The organism is Streptomyces sp. NPDC052040, from assembly GCF_044548405.1.
In the GTDB taxonomy this organism is placed as follows: Bacteria; Actinomycetota; Actinomycetes; order Streptomycetales; family Streptomycetaceae; genus Streptomyces.
In genome coordinates this window covers 1-16254 of the sequence record NZ_JBIUBV010000009.1, presented here as the reverse complement: position 1 = coordinate 16254, position 16254 = coordinate 1, and the positions used below count along the sequence as shown (strand labels likewise).

Sequence of the window (16254 nt, the reverse complement as noted above, 5' to 3'; positions counted from 1 at the left end):
AACGCCGCGGACGGGCACCCGCGGGCGTCCCGGGACGGACGCGCCCCCCACCACCCCGGACCGGGCCCCCACCACGCCGAGAAGTGCCGCGGAGCCGCTCTACGGCGCCTCCCCCCGGCACACACACTCCCCCGGGCACGCCGAAGGGCGGCCACCTGCACGGTGACCGCCCTTCGGTTCAGGCTGCTCGCTTACTGGTTGTACGGACCGTAGTCGTAGTCCTCCAGCGGCACCGCCTGGCCGGAGCCGGCGCCGAACGGCGAGTAGTCGATGTCGTCGTAGCCGACGGCCGAGTACATCGCGGCCTTGGCCTCCTCGGTCGGCTCCACCCGGATGTTGCGGTAGCGGGACAGACCCGTACCGGCCGGGATGAGCTTACCGATGATGACGTTCTCCTTGAGGCCGATGAGGCTGTCGGACTTGGCGTTGATCGCCGCATCCGTCAGGACTCGGGTCGTCTCCTGGAAGGAGGCGGCCGACAGCCAGGACTCCGTGGCCAGCGAGGCCTTGGTGATACCCATGAGCTGCGGACGGCCGGAGGCCGGGTGACCGCCCTCCTGGACCACACGACGGTTCTCGTGCTCGAACTTCGAGCGCTCGACCAGCTCGCCGGGCAGCAGCTCGGCGTCGCCGGACTCGATGATCGTCACGCGGCGCAGCATCTGCCGGATGATGATCTCGATGTGCTTGTCGTGGATCGACACACCCTGCGAGTTGTAGACCTTCTGGACCTCGCCGACCAGGTGGACCTGGACGGCACGCTGGCCCAGGATGCGCAGCACGTCGTGCGGGTTGGTGGCACCCACGGTGAGCTTCTGGCCCACCTCGACGTGCTCGCCCTCGCCGACCAGGAGTCGGGCGCGCTTCGAGATCGGGAACGCCGTCTCGTCGCTGCCGTCGTCCGGCGTGATGACGATCTTCTTGGTCTTCTCGGTCTCCTCGATCCGGACGCGGCCCAGGGCCTCGGAGATCGGGGCGACACCCTTCGGGGTACGGGCCTCGAAGAGCTCGACGACACGCGGCAGACCCTGGGTGATGTCGTCACCGGCCACACCACCGGTGTGGAAGGTACGCATCGTCAGCTGGGTACCGGGCTCACCGATGGACTGGGCGGCGATGATGCCGACCGCCTCACCGATGTCGACCAGCTTGCCGGTGGCCAGCGAACGGCCGTAGCACATGGCGCAGGTGCCGACGGCGGACTCGCAGGTCAGGACCGAGCGGGTCTTGACCTCCTCGACGCCGCGGGCGACCAGTTCCTCGATGAGGACGTCACCGAGGTCGGTACCGGCCGGGGCCAGCACCTGTCCGTCGACGACGATGTCCTCGGCGAGGCAGCGCGCGTACACGGAGGTCTCGACGTCCTCCGCCTTGCGCAGCACACCGTCCGCGCCGCGGTCCGCGATCTTGAGCTTGAGGCCGCGGTCGGTGCCGCAGTCCTCCTCGCGGATGATGACGTCCTGCGAGACGTCCACCAGACGACGGGTCAGGTAACCCGAGTCGGCGGTACGCAGGGCGGTGTCCGCCAGACCCTTACGGGCACCGTGCGTGGAGATGAAGTACTCCAGCACGGACAGGCCCTCACGGAAGGACGCCTTGATGGGACGCGGGATCGTCTCGTTCTTGGCGTTCGACACCAGACCACGCATACCGGCAATCTGACGCATCTGCATCATGTTGCCTCGTGCGCCCGAGTTCACCATCATCGAGACCGGGTTGGTCTTCGGGAAGTTGGCGTTCATCGCCTCGGCGACCTCGTTGGTCGCCTTGGTCCAGATGTTGATCAGTTCCTGAGTGCGCTCTTCCTTGGTGATCAGACCGCGCTCGTACTGCTTCTGGACCCTCTCGTCCTGAGCCTCGTAGCCCTTGACGATCTCCTTCTTCGCCTCGGGAACGACGACGTCGGAGATGGCCACGGTGACGCCGGAACGGGTCGCCCAGTAGAAGCCGGCCGCCTTCAGGTTGTCGAGCGTCGCTGCCACGATGACCTTGGGGTAGCGCTCGGCGAGGTCGTTGACGATCTCCGAGAGCTGCTTCTTGCCGATCTCGTAGTCGACGAACGGGTAGTCCTCGGGCAGCAGCTCGTTGAAGAGCGCACGGCCCAGCGTGGTGCGCAGCCGGAAGCTGTCACCCTGCTGCCACTCGGGCTCGCCCTCCTCCTGCGCCGGGGGCATCCAGCCGCGCGGCGGGATGGTGCCCACCGGGAAGCGGATGTCCACGCGCGACTGGAGCGACAGCTCACCGGCGTCGAACGCCATGATCGCCTCGGCCACGGACGCGAAGGCGCGGTCCTCGCCCTTCACGTTCCGCAGGTCGCCGTCGGTGGTCAGGAAGAACAGACCGAGGACCATGTCCTGGGTCGGCATCGTGACCGGGCGGCCGTCGGCCGGCTTGAGGATGTTGTTCGAGGACAGCATCAGGATGCGGGCCTCGGCCTGCGCCTCCGCGGACAGCGGCAGGTGCACGGCCATCTGGTCACCGTCGAAGTCCGCGTTGAACGCGGTGCAGACGAGCGGGTGGATCTGGATGGCCTTGCCCTCGACCAGCTGCGGCTCGAAGGCCTGGATGCCGAGGCGGTGCAGGGTGGGCGCACGGTTCAGCAGCACCGGGTGCTCGGCGATGACCTCTTCGAGGACGTCGTACACCACGGTGCGGCCGCGCTCGACCATGCGCTTGGCCGACTTGATGTTCTGCGCGTGGTTCAGGTCGACCAGGCGCTTCATCACGAACGGCTTGAACAGCTCAAGCGCCATCGCCTTCGGCAGACCGCACTGGTGCAGCTTCAGCTGCGGACCGACGACGATCACGGAACGCGCGGAGTAGTCCACACGCTTGCCGAGCAGGTTCTGACGGAAACGGCCCTGCTTGCCCTTCAGCATGTCGCTGAGGGACTTCAGCGGACGGTTGCCGGGGCCCGTCACCGGGCGGCCGCGGCGGCCGTTGTCGAAGAGGGCGTCGACCGCCTCCTGGAGCATGCGCTTCTCGTTGTTCACGATGATCTCGGGCGCGCCGAGGTCGAGAAGCCGCTTCAGGCGGTTGTTGCGGTTGATGACACGGCGGTACAGGTCGTTCAGGTCGGAGGTCGCGAAGCGGCCACCGTCCAGCTGCACCATCGGACGCAGGTCCGGCGGGATGACCGGCACGCAGTCCAGGACCATGCCCTTGGGGCTGTTGGAGGTCTGGAGGAACGCGGAGACGACCTTCAGCCGCTTCAGGGCGCGGGTCTTCTTCTGGCCCTTGCCGGTGCGGATGATCTCGCGGAGCTTCTCGGCCTCCTCGTCGAGGTCGAAGGACTCCAGGCGCTTCTGGAGCGCCGCGGCACCCATCGAGCCGTCGAAGTAGGTGCCGAAGCGGTCCCGCAGCTCGCGGTAGAGCAGCTCGTCGCCCTCGAGGTCCTGGACCTTGAGGTTCTTGAAGCGGGTCCACACCTCGTCGAGGCGGTCGATCTCGCGCTGCGCGCGGTCGCGCAGCTGCTTCATCTCGCGCTCGGCGCCCTCACGCACCTTGCGGCGCACGTCGGCCTTGGCGCCCTCGGCCTCCAGCTCGGCGAGGTCCGTCTCGAGCTTCTTGGCGCGGCCTTCCAGGTCGGAGTCGCGGCGGTTCTCGATCTGCTGGCGCTCCACGGAGACGTGCGCCTCCAGGGAGGGCAGGTCGCGGGTGCGGCGCTCCTCGTCGACGTACGTGATCATGTACGCCGCGAAGTAGATGACCTTCTCCAGGTCCTTCGGGGCGAGGTCGAGCAGGTAGCCCAGCCGCGACGGAACGCCCTTGAAGTACCAGATGTGGGTGACGGGGGCGGCCAGCTCGATGTGGCCCATCCGCTCACGGCGCACCTTGGCGCGCGTGACCTCGACGCCACAGCGCTCACAGATGATGCCCTTGAAGCGGACGCGCTTGTACTTGCCGCAGTAGCACTCCCAGTCCCGGGTCGGACCGAAGATCTTCTCGCAGAAGAGTCCGTCCTTTTCGGGCTTCAGGGTGCGGTAGTTGATGGTCTCGGGCTTCTTGACCTCACCGTGGCTCCACTGACGGATGTCGTCAGCGGTGGCCAGGCCGATCCGGAGCTCGTCGAAGAAGTTGACGTCGAGCACTATGCGTCAATCCCTCTCAGGGTCGAAAGTCTGTGGTCTGAAACGGGGGCCTGGGGGTCGGCGGGACCCTGTGGGTGAGGGTCCCGCCGGACTCCCGTCAGACCTCTTCGACGCTGCTCGGCTCGCGCCGGGACAGGTCGATGCCGAGCTCCTCCGCGGCGCGGAAGACGTCCTCGTCGGTGTCACGCATCTCGATGGACATGCCGTCGCTGGACAGCACCTCCACGTTCAGGCAGAGAGACTGCATCTCCTTGATGAGCACCTTGAAGGACTCGGGGATGCCGGGCTCGGGGATGTTCTCGCCCTTGACGATGGCCTCGTAGACCTTCACGCGGCCGGTGACGTCGTCGGACTTGATGGTCAGCAGCTCCTGGAGGGCGTACGCGGCGCCGTAGGCCTCGAGGGCCCACACCTCCATCTCACCGAACCGCTGGCCACCGAACTGAGCCTTACCACCCAGCGGCTGCTGGGTGATCATCGAGTACGGGCCGGTCGAGCGCGCGTGCAGCTTGTCGTCGACCAGGTGGTGCAGCTTCAGGATGTACATGTAGCCGACCGAGATCGGGTCCGGGAACGGCTCACCGCTGCGGCCGTCGAACAGCCGCGCCTTGCCGGTCGGGAGCACCATGCGCTCGCCGTCGCGGTTCGGGATGGTGTGCTGGAGCAGACCCGCCAGCTCGTCCTCGCGGGCACCGTCGAACACCGGGGTGGCGACGTTGGTGCCGGGGGCGACCTGGTCGGCGCCGATGGCCTGGAGGCGCTGCGCCCACTCGTCCGCGAGGCCGGAGACGTCCCAGCCGCGGCTGGCGAGCCAGCCGAGGTGGATCTCCAGGACCTGTCCCGGGTTCATTCGGGACGGCACACCCAGCGGGTTGAGGATGATGTCGACCGGGGTGCCGTCCTCCAGGAACGGCATGTCCTCGATCGGCAGGATCTTGGAGATGACACCCTTGTTGCCGTGGCGGCCGGCGAGCTTGTCACCGTCGGTGATCTTGCGCTTCTGCGCGACGTAGACGCGGACCAGCTGGTTCACGCCCGGGGGCAGCTCGTCGCCCTCTTCGCGGTCGAAGACGCGGACGCCGATGATCTTGCCGATCTCGCCGTGCGGCACCTTCAGCGAGGTGTCACGGACCTCACGGGCCTTCTCACCGAAGATGGCGCGCAGCAGGCGCTCCTCCGGGGTCAGCTCGGTCTCACCCTTGGGCGTGACCTTGCCGACGAGGATGTCACCGGCGACGACCTCGGCACCGATACGGATGATGCCGCGCTCGTCGAGGTCCGCGAGGACCTCCTCGGAGACGTTCGGGATGTCCCGGGTGATCTCCTCGGGGCCGAGCTTGGTGTCACGGGCGTCGACCTCGTGCTCCTCGATGTGGATCGAGGAGAGGACGTCGTCCTGCACGAGGCGCTGCGACAGGATGATCGCGTCCTCGTAGTTGTGACCCTCCCACGGCATGAACGCCACGAGCAGGTTCTTGCCGAGGGCCATCTCACCGTTCTCGGTGGCCGGGCCGTCGGCGAGGACCTGGCCCTCGACGAGCCGGTCGCCCTCGTTGACGATGACCTTCTGGTTGACCGAGGTGCCCTGGTTGGAGCGGGCGAACTTGGCCAGGCGGTACGTGATGTACGTGCCGTCGTCGTTGGCGGTGGTGATGTAGTCCGCGGAGACCTCCTGGACCACACCCGCCTTCTCGGCCTTGACGACGTCGCCGGCGTCGACGGCGGAGCGGTACTCCATGCCGGTGCCGACGAGCGGGGACTCGCTCTTGATGAGCGGCACGGCCTGGCGCATCATGTTCGCGCCCATGAGGGCACGGTTGGCGTCGTCGTGCTCCAGGAAGGGGATCATGGCGGTCGCGACCGACACCATCTGGCGCGGCGAGACGTCCATGTAGTCCACGTCCTCGCCGCCGACGTAGTCGACCTCGCCGCCACGGCGGCGCACCAGGACGCGGGCCTCGGCGAACCGGAGTTCGTCGGTCAGCGGCGCGTTGGCCTGGGCGATGACGAAGCGGTCCTCCTCGTCGGCGGTCAGGTAGTCCACCTCGTCGGTGACCTGGCCGTCGATGACCTTGCGGTACGGAGTCTCGACGAAGCCGAACGCGTTGACCCGGCCGTAGGAGGCGAGCGAGCCGATCAGACCGATGTTCGGGCCTTCGGGGGTCTCGATCGGGCACATGCGGCCGTAGTGCGAGGGGTGCACGTCACGGACCTCGAAGCCGGCCCGCTCACGGGACAGACCACCCGGGCCGAGCGCGGACAGACGACGCTTGTGCGTCAGCCCGGACAGCGGGTTGTTCTGGTCCATGAACTGCGACAGCTGGCTGGTGCCGAAGAACTCCTTGATGGAGGCGACGACCGGCCGGATGTTGATCAGGGTCTGCGGCGTGATCGCCTCGACGTCCTGGGTGGTCATGCGCTCGCGCACGACGCGCTCCATACGGGCCAGACCCGTGCGGACCTGGTTCTGGATGAGCTCGCCGACGCTGCGCAGGCGGCGGTTGCCGAAGTGGTCGATGTCGTCGGTCTCGACGACGATCGACTGGCCGCTGTCGCCGACCGTCTCGGCCTCGCCCGCGTGCAGCTTCACCAGGTACTTGATCGTCGAGATGACGTCCTCGACGGTCAGGACACCCGCGTCGAGCGGAGCGTCCGCACCCAGCTTCTTGTTGACCTTGTAGCGGCCGACCTTGGCCAGGTCGTAGCGCTTCGGGTTGAAGTACAGGTTCTCGAGCAGCGTCTGCGCGGCCTCACGCGTCGGGGGCTCGCCCGGGCGCAGCTTGCGGTAGATGTCGAGCAGCGCGTCGTCCTGGCCCTGGGTGTGGTCCTTCTCCAGGGTGGCGCGCATGGACTCGTACTCGCCGAACTCCTCGAGGATCTGCTCGGTGGTCCAGCCGAGCGCCTTCAGGAGGACGGTCACGGACTGCTTGCGCTTGCGGTCGATACGGACACCGACCATGTCGCGCTTGTCGATCTCCATCTCCAGCCAGGCACCCCGGGACGGGATGATCTTGGCCGAGAAGATGTCCTTGTCGGACGTCTTGTCGATCGAGGAGTCGAAGTAGACACCCGGCGAACGGACCAGCTGCGACACCACGACACGCTCGGTGCCGTTGATGACGAAGGTGCCCTTGTGCGTCATGAGCGGGAAGTCGCCCATGAAGACGGTCTGGGACTTGATCTCGCCGGTCTCGTTGTTGGTGAACTCGGCCGTGACGAAGAGCGGCGCGGCGAACGTGAAGTCGCGGTCCTTGCACTCGTCGATCGAGTTCTTCGGCGGCTCGAAGCGGTGGTCGCGGAACGTCAGCGACATCGACCCGGAGAAGTCCTCGATCGGGGAGATCTCCTCGAAGATCTCCTCGAGGCCGGACTTGGTGGGGACGTCGTGACCGGACTCCAGAGCCTCCTCGACCCGACTCTGCCAGGCGGTGTTGCCGAGCAGCCAGTCGAAGCTCTCGGTCTGCAGCGCGAGCAGGTTCGGAACCTCGAGGGGCTCCTTGATCTTTGCAAAGGAGATGCGCAGCGGGGCGGTGCTGGCGCCGTTGTTCGTATTCGCGGTCGAGGCGTTGCGCGAGGCGGCCAAGAGGGGGTCCTTCCGAGGGCTCGGACTCACTACGCGCGTACCGGTCCCCACCGGGCACAGAGTGGAAAGCCTCAGGTCAGAGACTCTTTGTCGTCAGTGCTCAGGCGAGGGGCATGCTCCTGGTGACGGGCAGGAGGCAGCTAACAGGCAGCGCAAAGGGTCAGTGTAGCCACTTGGCACACTGATGTCCAGTGCGGGTTTACAGGCCCCCGACGGAGCCCCTCGTTGTCCCTCAACACCTGCGGCAAGCCACGCCCTCGATGCACATCGATACTGCCCTCTTCGCCGTCGATCCATGCCTCGGATCCGGATCGTTGTGACGACGCGTCCTGAGAATTGCGCGCTGCGTGCAGTTCGTCAAGGCCCCCCACGGCCGAACCGGGTGCTGCCATCGTCACTTGCAGCCGTCACCGGGCCCCTCGGGAGACACGACGAAGATCACCATACTCTCCGCGGCGACGGGTGCAAGGCAGCCACCGCCGGACCCCCCGAACGCCGAAGAGCGACCACCCGGATGGATGATCGCTCTTCGGTGCGTTCGCGTTACAGCCCTACGGGTGAGCCGCGACCGGAATCCGCTGGATCCCGGCTGCGGCGTTCGAGTGAACCGCGCGCCGCCGCACAACAAGCGGGCCGTACGGAGCACAGCCCCGTACGGCCCGGTGAGCCCCTGAAGGCCCGTGGGTCCCGGTGCGGGACCCAGAGGTGTTACTTGACCTCGACAGCCGCGCCGGCGCCCTTGAGGGCCTCGGCGGCCTTGTCGGCGGCTTCCTTGTTGACCTTCTCCAGGACCGGCTTCGGGGTGCCGTCGACCAGGTCCTTGGCCTCCTTCAGGCCGAGAGAGGTCAGCTCGCGCACGACCTTGATGACCTGGATCTTCTTGTCGCCGGCGCCGGTGAGGATGACGTCGAACTCGTCCTTCTCCTCCTCGGCCTCGGCGGCAGCGCCACCGGCGGCACCGCCGGCGACCATGACCGGCGCGGCAGCGGCGGCGGTGACGTCGAACTTGTCCTCGAAGGCCTTCACGAACTCGGAGAGCTCGATGAGGGTCATCTCTTCGAACTGCGCGAGCAGGTCGTCCTGGCTGAGCTTCGCCATGATGGGCGATCCTTCCAATAAGTCGGCTGGTGCCGGATGTACATGTATGGCGGGCGTACGTTGGCCCGCTACGACCGTCGCCTCAGGCGGCGGTCACTGCGCGAGCCGAATTACTCGGCACCGCCCTGCTCGGCCTGCTTGGCGCGAAGAGCGTCCACGGTGCGGACGAGCTTCGACGGCAGCGCCTGGAAGAGCGAGGCAGCCTGGGACTGCTTGCCCTTCATCGCGCCGGCCAGCTTGCTGAGCAGAACCTCGCGGGACTCGAGGTCCGCAAGCTTCTTGATCTCGTCGGCGGACAGCGCCTTGCCGTCAAGGACACCGCCCTTGATGACGAGGTTGGGGTTGTCCTTGGCGAAGTCACGAAGACCCTTCGCCGACTCCACCGGGTCACCGGTGACGAAGGCGACCGCCGTCGGACCGTTGAACAGGTCGTCGAGCGTCGTGATCCCGGCCTCGTTGGCCGCAATCTTGGTCAGCGTGTTCTTCACCACGGCGTACTGGGCGTTCTCACCGAGCGAACGACGCAGCGTCTTGAGCTGCGCCACGGTGAGACCCCGGTACTCGGTCAGCACGGCGGCGTTCGAGCTGCGGAACTGCTCCGCCAGCTCGGCTACCGCGGCAGCCTTGTCGGGCCTTGCCATAGAGCGTCGGCCTCCTTCCGGGTGATGAGGACCGCTCAGAAGGGGCTGGGAAAACGAAACGCCCCGGCGCAGGCGCTCGGGGCGGACTCGACCGGTCGGACACACGACTGACGTGCGCACTCCGGGAGTTCTTCCACAATCACCTGCGCGGGTCGTCCGCAGTTCAGCGGATCCTTCGGCCACCGCGTCCTCTTTCGAGTCCACGGCAACGACCAGCGGTCTTTGGCTTCTGTAGGAGAGTACGGGAACGGATCGCCGCCAGGCAAATCCGTTCCCGGCGGCGGGCTCAGCCCTGCTGGGCGGCCTTCATCATCTCGGCGAGGTCGGCGGTGTCCTGGGCGGACGGGGCCGTCACCGTCACCGGCTTGTTGTAGTCGAGGAAGGTGATGGTCATGTTCAGCGGGCCCTTGGCGGTGTCGCCGCGCATCCGGAACTGCTTGGTGTGGTTGCTTCCGTCGACCCACATGTCCATGGCCATCTTGTCGGCGCCCATCGTGGCGTACTGGTCGAGGCTCTTCTCGCGCTGCTCGCGGGTGGCCTTGTCCAGCTTCTGGGCCTTGAGGTCGGCGCGCAGCTCCGCGAGAGTGATGTCGCCCCGGTAGTGGGTCGTCCGCACGCCGTCGACGGTCTCGGTGCCGACCTTCGTCACATGCTTGGAGCTGGTGAGGAAGGTGGAGTCCTGCGCCGGGTTGCGGTCCGCGCCGCCGGCGCCGAACTGGTCGGGGTTCAGCTGCTTGTCCGCACCCAGCGCGCCGAGGTCGAACTTGACCCAGTGCTTGCCGTCCATCTCCTTGGCGGCCTCGGCGCCCCCACCGAGGTACATCACCTTGCCGACCATGCGTATCTCGACCGGGCCCTCGGCCTTCTGCGCCGAGGACGTCATCTTGATGCTCGCGGCGAGCGGCTTCATGGCCATCCGGGCCTCGGCGGTGACCTGGCCCGCGCCCGGCACCGAACCGGTCATCCGGTAGTGCAGGGACGTGATGCCCTCGGTGTTCTTGGCGGCCTTGGCGACGGCCGCGGCGGGCGTCATCTGCGGCGACTCGTCCGTGGTGCCCTTCGAGCAGCCGACGGCCCCGCCCACGAGGACCAGCGCCGCGAGGACCGCGCCCGCCGCCCGGCGCTCCACCTTCTTGTTCCGTACCGCAGAAGTCATTGCATTCCCCCAGAGAAGTTCTTGGCTGATCCACAGCAAAGCGCCGTGAGCCTATCCCGAAGGACTGACAACGTCGTCCGGTTTCCTGGAGGCGGTCGTCCGGCAGGGGTGGTTACGCGCCAGGGGTGTCCACCAGTTCTCGGAAGTCGGCGGTGTCCGGCGCCGGGGGCCGGGCCGCGGCGGCCCGCACCCCGTAGTCGCGGTAGTAGGCCGTGGCGGACATCCGGCCGCTGGTCAGCTCGCCCTGTTCCGCCTTCTTGACCAGCAGGCCCCGGTCGTCGATCCAGAGGTCGACCGTCTCCGTGACGACACCGGCCTGTTCCAGCCGTTTCCCCAGAGCGGCGGCGTCCGGCCCGGTGAGGCCCGCCGGGGTGACCGTGCCCGAGTAGTGCGTGGTGCCGCGACCGCGTACCGTCTCCTCGCCCACCCGGCGCACATCGCGGGAGGCCCGCAGCAGCCGGACCGGCTGGAGCGGCGCGGTGCTGCGCAGCTGGTCCGTGAGAGCGGTCCCCGAGCCGTCCGGCAGGGCCGACAGGTCGCCGTATCCGTAGCGGATCCAGTGCCGTCCCCCGAGGCGTGCGGCGAAGGTCCCGCCGACCTTGGCGTAGTAGGCGTCGGGCAGCAGCCGGGCCTCCATGGAGGTGCTGCTCAGGGTGCGCAGGGTGGCGGCGAGACGGCCGCCGGTGCAGGTGATGCGGAGCGTGCCGACCGGGGCGCCGGACCAGCCGAGCACACCGTCCGTCCGCAGCGAGAGCATCTCCCCCATGGCGGTCGTGGACTCCGCGCGGGCGGAACCGGCCCTGACGGTGGCCTGCTCGGCGGCGCGCAGGGCGGCGGCCGTCCGGGGGTCGGCGCTCCCGGAGGGTGCCGCGGAGCCCCGGTGGGGGCCGCCGTCGTCGAGGAGGCCGCAGCCCGCCACGGCGGACAGCGCGGCGACGGCCGCGACCGGGAGGATCCCCCGCCTGACGATCGTGTCCCTCATCCGTTCCCCCCAGAGCGCTCAGCGATCTTCACGCTAACTCCCCCGCCGCGGAAACGGTACGCACCGGTAGGGAAACGGCAGGGCCCCTCGGGCCGCCGGGCGGAAACGACGCCGGGCCCCGCACCTTCTCAGGTGCGGGGCCCGGTGTCAGCTGCGCGTGCCCGCGGCTGCCGTCAGGATCAGACGGCGGCCGGGTCCTCCTCGACGAGGAGGTTACGGGTGCGGTTCGGGTCGACCGGAATGCCGGGGCCCATCGTGGTGGTGATGGCGGCCTTCTTGACGTAGCGACCCTTGGCGGCGGACGGCTTCAGACGGAGGATCTCCTCCAGCGCCGCGCCGTAGTTCTCCACCAGCTTGGTGTCGTCGAAGGACACCTTGCCGATGATGAAGTGCAGGTTCGAGTGCTTGTCGACGCGGAACTCGATCTTGCCACCCTTGATCTCGGTGACAGCCTTCGCCACGTCCGGGGTCACGGTGCCGGTCTTGGGGTTCGGCATCAGACCACGGGGACCGAGCACACGGCCGAGGCGGCCGACCTTGCCCATGAGGTCCGGGGTGGCGACAACGGCGTCGAAGTCCAGACGGCCCTTCGACACCTCGTCGATCAGCTCGTCGGCGCCGACGATGTCGGCGCCCGCGGCACGCGCGGCCTCGGCACGGTCACCGGTCGCGAAGACCAGGACCCGGGCGGTCTTACCGGTGCCGTGCGGGAGGTTCACGGTGCCACGGACCATCTGGTCGGCCTTACGCGGGTCGACACCCAGACGGAAGGCGACCTCGACGGTGCCGTCGAACTTGGACGTGGAGGTCTCCTTGGCGAGACGGACGGCCTCGAGCGGGGCGTACAGCTTCTCCCGGTCGACCTTGGCGTCCGCAGCGCGGAGAGCCTTGCTGCGCTTGCTCACAACTGCTCCTGTGTTGTTCTGAAAGGAGTCGTGGTACGGGCCGAGCGGGCCCTGCCACGTGCGGCCGACGGGCCGCATGGTTCTACGAAGGTGGGGTTCAGCCCTCGACCGTGACGCCCATGGAACGCGCGGTACCGGCGATGATCTTCGCGGCGGCGTCCAGGTCGTTGGCGTTGAGGTCGGGCATCTTGGTGGTGGCGATCTCGCGGACCTGCGCCTCGGTGATCTTGGCGACCTTGGTCTTGTGCGGCTCGCCGGAGCCCTTCTCGATGCCCGCGGCCTTGAGGATCATCTTGGCGGCCGGGGGCGTCTTGGTGATGAAGGTGAAGGAGCGGTCCTCGTAGACCGTGATCTCCACCGGGATGACCCAACCGCGCTGCGACTCGGTCGCGGCGTTGTAGGCCTTGCAGAACTCCATGATGTTGACGCCGTGCTGGCCCAGCGCGGGACCGACCGGCGGAGCCGGGTTGGCCGCACCGGCCTTGATCTGGAGCTTGATAAGCCCCGTGACCTTCTTCTTCTTGGGAGGCATTGCTCTCTCCGGGTCCTTAGTGAGAGTTTTCCGCCTTCCGATCCGGATCATCCGGATGGAGGCATACCGCACAACGATAACGGGTACCCTTGCGCGGCTAAAAACCGAGCAGGTCAGACCGGCTGTGAGGGCCCGTCTGACCTGTTCGGAAGTGCGTGTTCCAGAAGGAGCTAGTTCTTCTGGATCTGGTCGAAGCTCAGCTCGACCGGGGTCTCGCGGCCGAAGATCTCCACCAGGCCCTTGACCTTCTTGGAGTCGGCGTTGATCTCGTTGATGGTGGCCTGAAGGGTGGCGAACGGACCGTCGGTGACGGTGACCGAGTCGCCGACCTCGAAGTCCAGCACCTGGACCTCGACCTTGCGCTGCGGAGCGGGCTTGCCCTCGGCCTCGGCGGCCTCGCGGGCGGCCTTCTCCTCGGCCTCCGGGGCGAGCATCTTGACGATCTCGTCCAGGGTCAGCGGGTACGGGTCGTAGGCATTGCCCACGAAGCCGGTGACGCCGGGCGTGTTGCGGACGACGCCCCAGGACTCGTTCGTCAGGTCCATGCGCACCAGGACATAGCCCGGGAGCTTGTTCTGGCGGATGGTCTTGCGCTCGCCGTTCTTGATCTGCGCGACCTCTTCCTGGGGCACCTCGGCCTGGAAGATGAAGTCCTCGACGTTCAGCGAGACGGCGCGCTGCTCGAGGTTGGTCTTCACGCGGTTCTCGTAGCCGGCGTACGTGTGGATCACGTACCACTCGCCGGGCAGCGTGCGCAGCTCCTCGCGGAGGGCCTGGACGGGGTCGACCGGCTCGGCCTCCTCGACGACGGCGGCCTCCTCGGCCTCCTCGTCGGCGGCCTCGTCCTGGTCGGCTTCCTCGTCCGCGGGCTCGTCCGCCTCGGCGGTCTCGTCCTCGTCCACGACGCGGACGGCGGCCTCCTCGGCCGGCTCACCCGCCTCGGCGTCGGCAGCCTCGAACTCGTCCTGCTCGTCCGCGCCCTCGACGATGTCGAGCTCGTCATCCACGGACTCGGCGGACTCGCCGCGTGGCTCAACGGCGTCGTTCAGGTTCGGGTCAGACACGGTGGCTGCTTCTTCCTGGATACATAGGGGTGGAACACGCGAAAGGGACGCCGGGAGCATCTCGGCGTCCTTCGCTCTCGGCTCAGCCGAAGACGTACTTGGCGGCGTGGTTGAGCCCATAGTCAATCAGAGTCACCAGGGCGATCATGATCGCGACGAAGAAGATCACCACGGTGGTGTACGACGTCAGCTGGTTTCTCGCCGGCCAGACGACCTTGCGGAGCTCCGCGACGATCTGGCGGTAGAAGAGGGCAAGGCGCTTCAGCGGGCCTTTCTTGGCCCGCTTGCCGCCCTTGCGGGACTTCTTCTGATCCTGCACATCGTCCTGGGCGTCAGGCATGTCGATGGAGCCCACGGCGTCCGTCACTCGTCCTCACCTGATTCCCGGGTCGTGACCGTGCCGCGCCCGGTGGAGCCGCACGGCGAGTGCAATACGTACGTACTGTGCGCACACTTCCCCTCGGGGAGTGTGTAGCAGGGCCGGAGGGACTTGAACCCCCAACCGCTGGTTTTGGAGACCAGTGCTCTACCAATTGAGCTACGACCCTTTGTGTGTACCCCAACGTACCGCATCCGGCCGGGTGCTCGGTGTGCACCGGCGCGATCACTGTCGCTGGAGGCCAACGAGGTGAGAGTGTACGTGTTCCACGGCCGGGCGTCGAACAGAAAGTGCCCGTACGGGGCTTGCCGGACGAAGATCGGCCAGGCCACCCGGGTATCCGGCCCGGGTATCCGGACTGGTGTCCGGTCATCGGCCCGCTCCGGTTCAGTCTGTGAAACCCGCGTGCCGCGGGCGTTTCCGGTCTGAAACGATGGGTCCCATGAGCGCTGCAACCCCTCCCACCGAGCGTCGGGTCTCCGCCCGGATCGGCGCGATCTCCGAGTCCGCCACCCTCGCCGTGGACGCCAAGGCCAAGGCCCTCAAGGCCGCCGGGCGCCCCGTGATCGGCTTCGGCGCGGGCGAGCCCGACTTCCCGACGCCGGACTACATCGTCGAAGCGGCCGTCGAGGCCTGCAAGAACCCGAAGTACCACCGGTACACCCCCGCCGGGGGCCTGCCCGAGCTGAAGAACGCGATCGCCGCGAAGACGCTCCGCGACTCCGGCTACGAGGTGGACGCCTCCCAGATCCTGGTCACCAACGGCGGCAAGCAGGCGATCTACGAGGCCTTCGCCGCCATCCTCGACCCGGGCGACGAGGTGATCGTCCCGGCGCCGTACTGGACCACGTACCCCGAGTCGATCCGGCTGGCCGGCGGTCTCCCGGTGGAGGTCGTCGCGGACGAGACGACCGGCTACCGCGTCTCCGTCGAGCAGCTGGAGGCGGCGCGCACGGAGAAGACGAAGGTCGTCCTCTTCGTCTCCCCGTCCAACCCCACCGGCGCGGTCTACTCCGAGGCCGAGACCGAGGCCATCGGCCGCTGGGCCGTGGAGCACGGCCTGTGGGTGCTGACCGACGAGATCTACGAGCACCTCGTCTACGGCGACGCGGTCTCCGTCTCCCTCCCGGCCCTGCTGCCCGAGCTGCGCGACAAGTGCATCGTGGTCAACGGCGTCGCCAAGACGTACGCGATGACGGGCTGGCGGGTGGGCTGGATCATCGGCCCCAAGGACGTGGTGAAGGCGGCGACCAACCTCCAGTCGCACGCGACCTCCAACGTGTCGAACGTCGCACAGGCGGCGGCCCTCGCCGCCGTCTCGGGCGATCTGGAGGCGGTCGCGACGATGCGCGAGGCCTTCGACCGGCGCCGCCGGACCATCGTGCGGATGCTGAACGAGATCGACGGCGTGCTGTGCCCGGAGCCGGAGGGCGCCTTCTACGCGTACCCGTCGGTGAAGGCGCTGCTCGGCAAGGAGATCCGCGGCAAGCGCCCGCAGAGCAGCGTGGAGCTGGCCGCGCTGATCCTGGAGGAGTCCGAGGTCGCGGTCGTCCCGGGCGAGGCCTTCGGCACCCCCGGCTATCTGCGGCTGTCCTACGCCCTCGGCGACGAGGACCTGGTGGAGGGCGTGAGCCGGATCCAGAAGCTGCTGGCGGAGGCCCGGGACTGACGTCCGACGGGATGCGCGTCACGAGGGGCGGGGGGGGGGGGGGGGGCCCCCCCCCCCCCCCCCCGGGGGGGGGGGCGCCCCCCCCCGGCGCCCCCCCCCCCGCCTCCATGCGTTGGGACTCGTCGGGTCCCGCCAGCACCCCGTCGGGACGGTG

11 protein-coding genes and 1 tRNA gene are annotated in these 16254 nt (G+C 68.0%); 1 reads left to right on the top strand and 11 read right to left on the bottom strand.

Features of this window, described 5'->3' with window-relative positions; genetic code table 11:
• Window positions 1–191 precede the first annotated feature (191 nt).
• From ACIHAA_RS19170 to ACIHAA_RS19120, 11 genes are all read right to left on the bottom strand, one after another.
• Window positions 192–4091: a DNA-directed RNA polymerase subunit beta' gene (locus ACIHAA_RS19170; protein ID WP_399818597.1), complete on the bottom strand. Its 3900-nt coding sequence runs from the start codon at window positions 4089–4091 to the stop codon at window positions 192–194.
• A gap of 97 nt (window positions 4092–4188) precedes the next feature.
• On the bottom strand, window positions 4189–7674 hold the full coding sequence (rpoB, locus tag ACIHAA_RS19165) for a DNA-directed RNA polymerase subunit beta (protein WP_399818595.1): 3486 nt from the start codon (window positions 7672–7674) through the stop codon (window positions 4189–4191).
• Between the two features lie 708 nt (window positions 7675–8382).
• Window positions 8383–8772 (bottom strand): 50S ribosomal protein L7/L12, encoded by a 390-nt coding sequence (gene rplL, locus ACIHAA_RS19160; protein ID WP_399818593.1) that lies wholly within the window; start codon window positions 8770–8772, stop codon window positions 8383–8385.
• Between the two features lie 110 nt (window positions 8773–8882).
• Window positions 8883–9413: a 50S ribosomal protein L10 gene (gene rplJ / locus ACIHAA_RS19155; protein WP_399818591.1), complete on the bottom strand. Its 531-nt coding sequence runs from the start codon at window positions 9411–9413 to the stop codon at window positions 8883–8885.
• Between the two features lie 286 nt (window positions 9414–9699).
• Window positions 9700–10569 carry a DUF1396 domain-containing protein gene (locus ACIHAA_RS19150; RefSeq protein ID WP_399818589.1) on the bottom strand — a complete coding sequence of 290 codons (870 nt, stop codon included), beginning with the start codon at window positions 10567–10569 and terminating at the stop codon, window positions 9700–9702.
• Between the two features lie 112 nt (window positions 10570–10681).
• Complete coding sequence (locus ACIHAA_RS19145) at window positions 10682–11551, bottom strand: hypothetical protein (protein WP_399818587.1); 870 nt, start codon at window positions 11549–11551, stop codon at window positions 10682–10684.
• 179 nt (window positions 11552–11730) lie between these two features.
• The gene (gene rplA / locus ACIHAA_RS19140; protein ID WP_399818585.1) at window positions 11731–12456 is read right to left on the bottom strand and encodes a 50S ribosomal protein L1; all 726 of its coding nucleotides are present in this window, start codon (window positions 12454–12456) and stop codon (window positions 11731–11733) included.
• A 97-nt stretch (window positions 12457–12553) separates the two neighbouring features.
• Window positions 12554–12988 carry a 50S ribosomal protein L11 gene (rplK, locus tag ACIHAA_RS19135; RefSeq protein WP_399818584.1) on the bottom strand — a complete coding sequence of 145 codons (435 nt, stop codon included), beginning with the start codon at window positions 12986–12988 and terminating at the stop codon, window positions 12554–12556.
• 170 nt (window positions 12989–13158) lie between these two features.
• Window positions 13159–14052, bottom strand: a complete 894-nt coding sequence (nusG, locus tag ACIHAA_RS19130; protein WP_399818582.1) for a transcription termination/antitermination protein NusG — start codon at window positions 14050–14052, stop codon at window positions 13159–13161.
• An 82-nt stretch (window positions 14053–14134) separates the two neighbouring features.
• A complete protein-coding gene (gene secE, locus ACIHAA_RS19125) occupies window positions 14135–14419 on the bottom strand; it encodes a preprotein translocase subunit SecE (RefSeq protein ID WP_399818579.1) in 285 nt (94 codons plus the stop codon).
• A gap of 108 nt (window positions 14420–14527) precedes the next feature.
• Window positions 14528–14600: transfer RNA gene (locus tag ACIHAA_RS19120), tRNA-Trp, on the bottom strand.
• Between the two features lie 273 nt (window positions 14601–14873).
• Between ACIHAA_RS19120 and ACIHAA_RS19115 the strand changes: the two genes are divergently transcribed.
• On the top strand, window positions 14874–16100 hold the full coding sequence (locus ACIHAA_RS19115; protein WP_399818577.1) for a pyridoxal phosphate-dependent aminotransferase: 1227 nt from the start codon (window positions 14874–14876) through the stop codon (window positions 16098–16100).
• Window positions 16101–16254 lie beyond the last annotated feature (154 nt).

Bases quoted from the DNA above. Each gene is read 5' to 3' on its own strand.
- rplL (WP_399818593.1), bottom strand. From the start codon at position 8,772: ATGGCGAAGCTCAGCCAGGACGACCTGCTCGCGCAGTTCGAAGAGATG.
- rplJ (WP_399818591.1), bottom strand. From the start codon at position 9,413: ATGGCAAGGCCCGACAAGGCTGCCGCGGTAGCCGAGCTGGCGGAGCAG.
- ACIHAA_RS19150 (WP_399818589.1), bottom strand. From the start codon at position 10,569: ATGACTTCTGCGGTACGGAACAAGAAGGTGGAGCGCCGGGCGGCGGGC.
- ACIHAA_RS19145 (WP_399818587.1), bottom strand. From the start codon at position 11,551: ATGAGGGACACGATCGTCAGGCGGGGGATCCTCCCGGTCGCGGCCGTC.
- rplK (WP_399818584.1), bottom strand. From the start codon at position 12,988: ATGCCTCCCAAGAAGAAGAAGGTCACGGGGCTTATCAAGCTCCAGATC.
- ACIHAA_RS19115 (WP_399818577.1), top strand. From the start codon at position 14,874: ATGAGCGCTGCAACCCCTCCCACCGAGCGTCGGGTCTCCGCCCGGATC.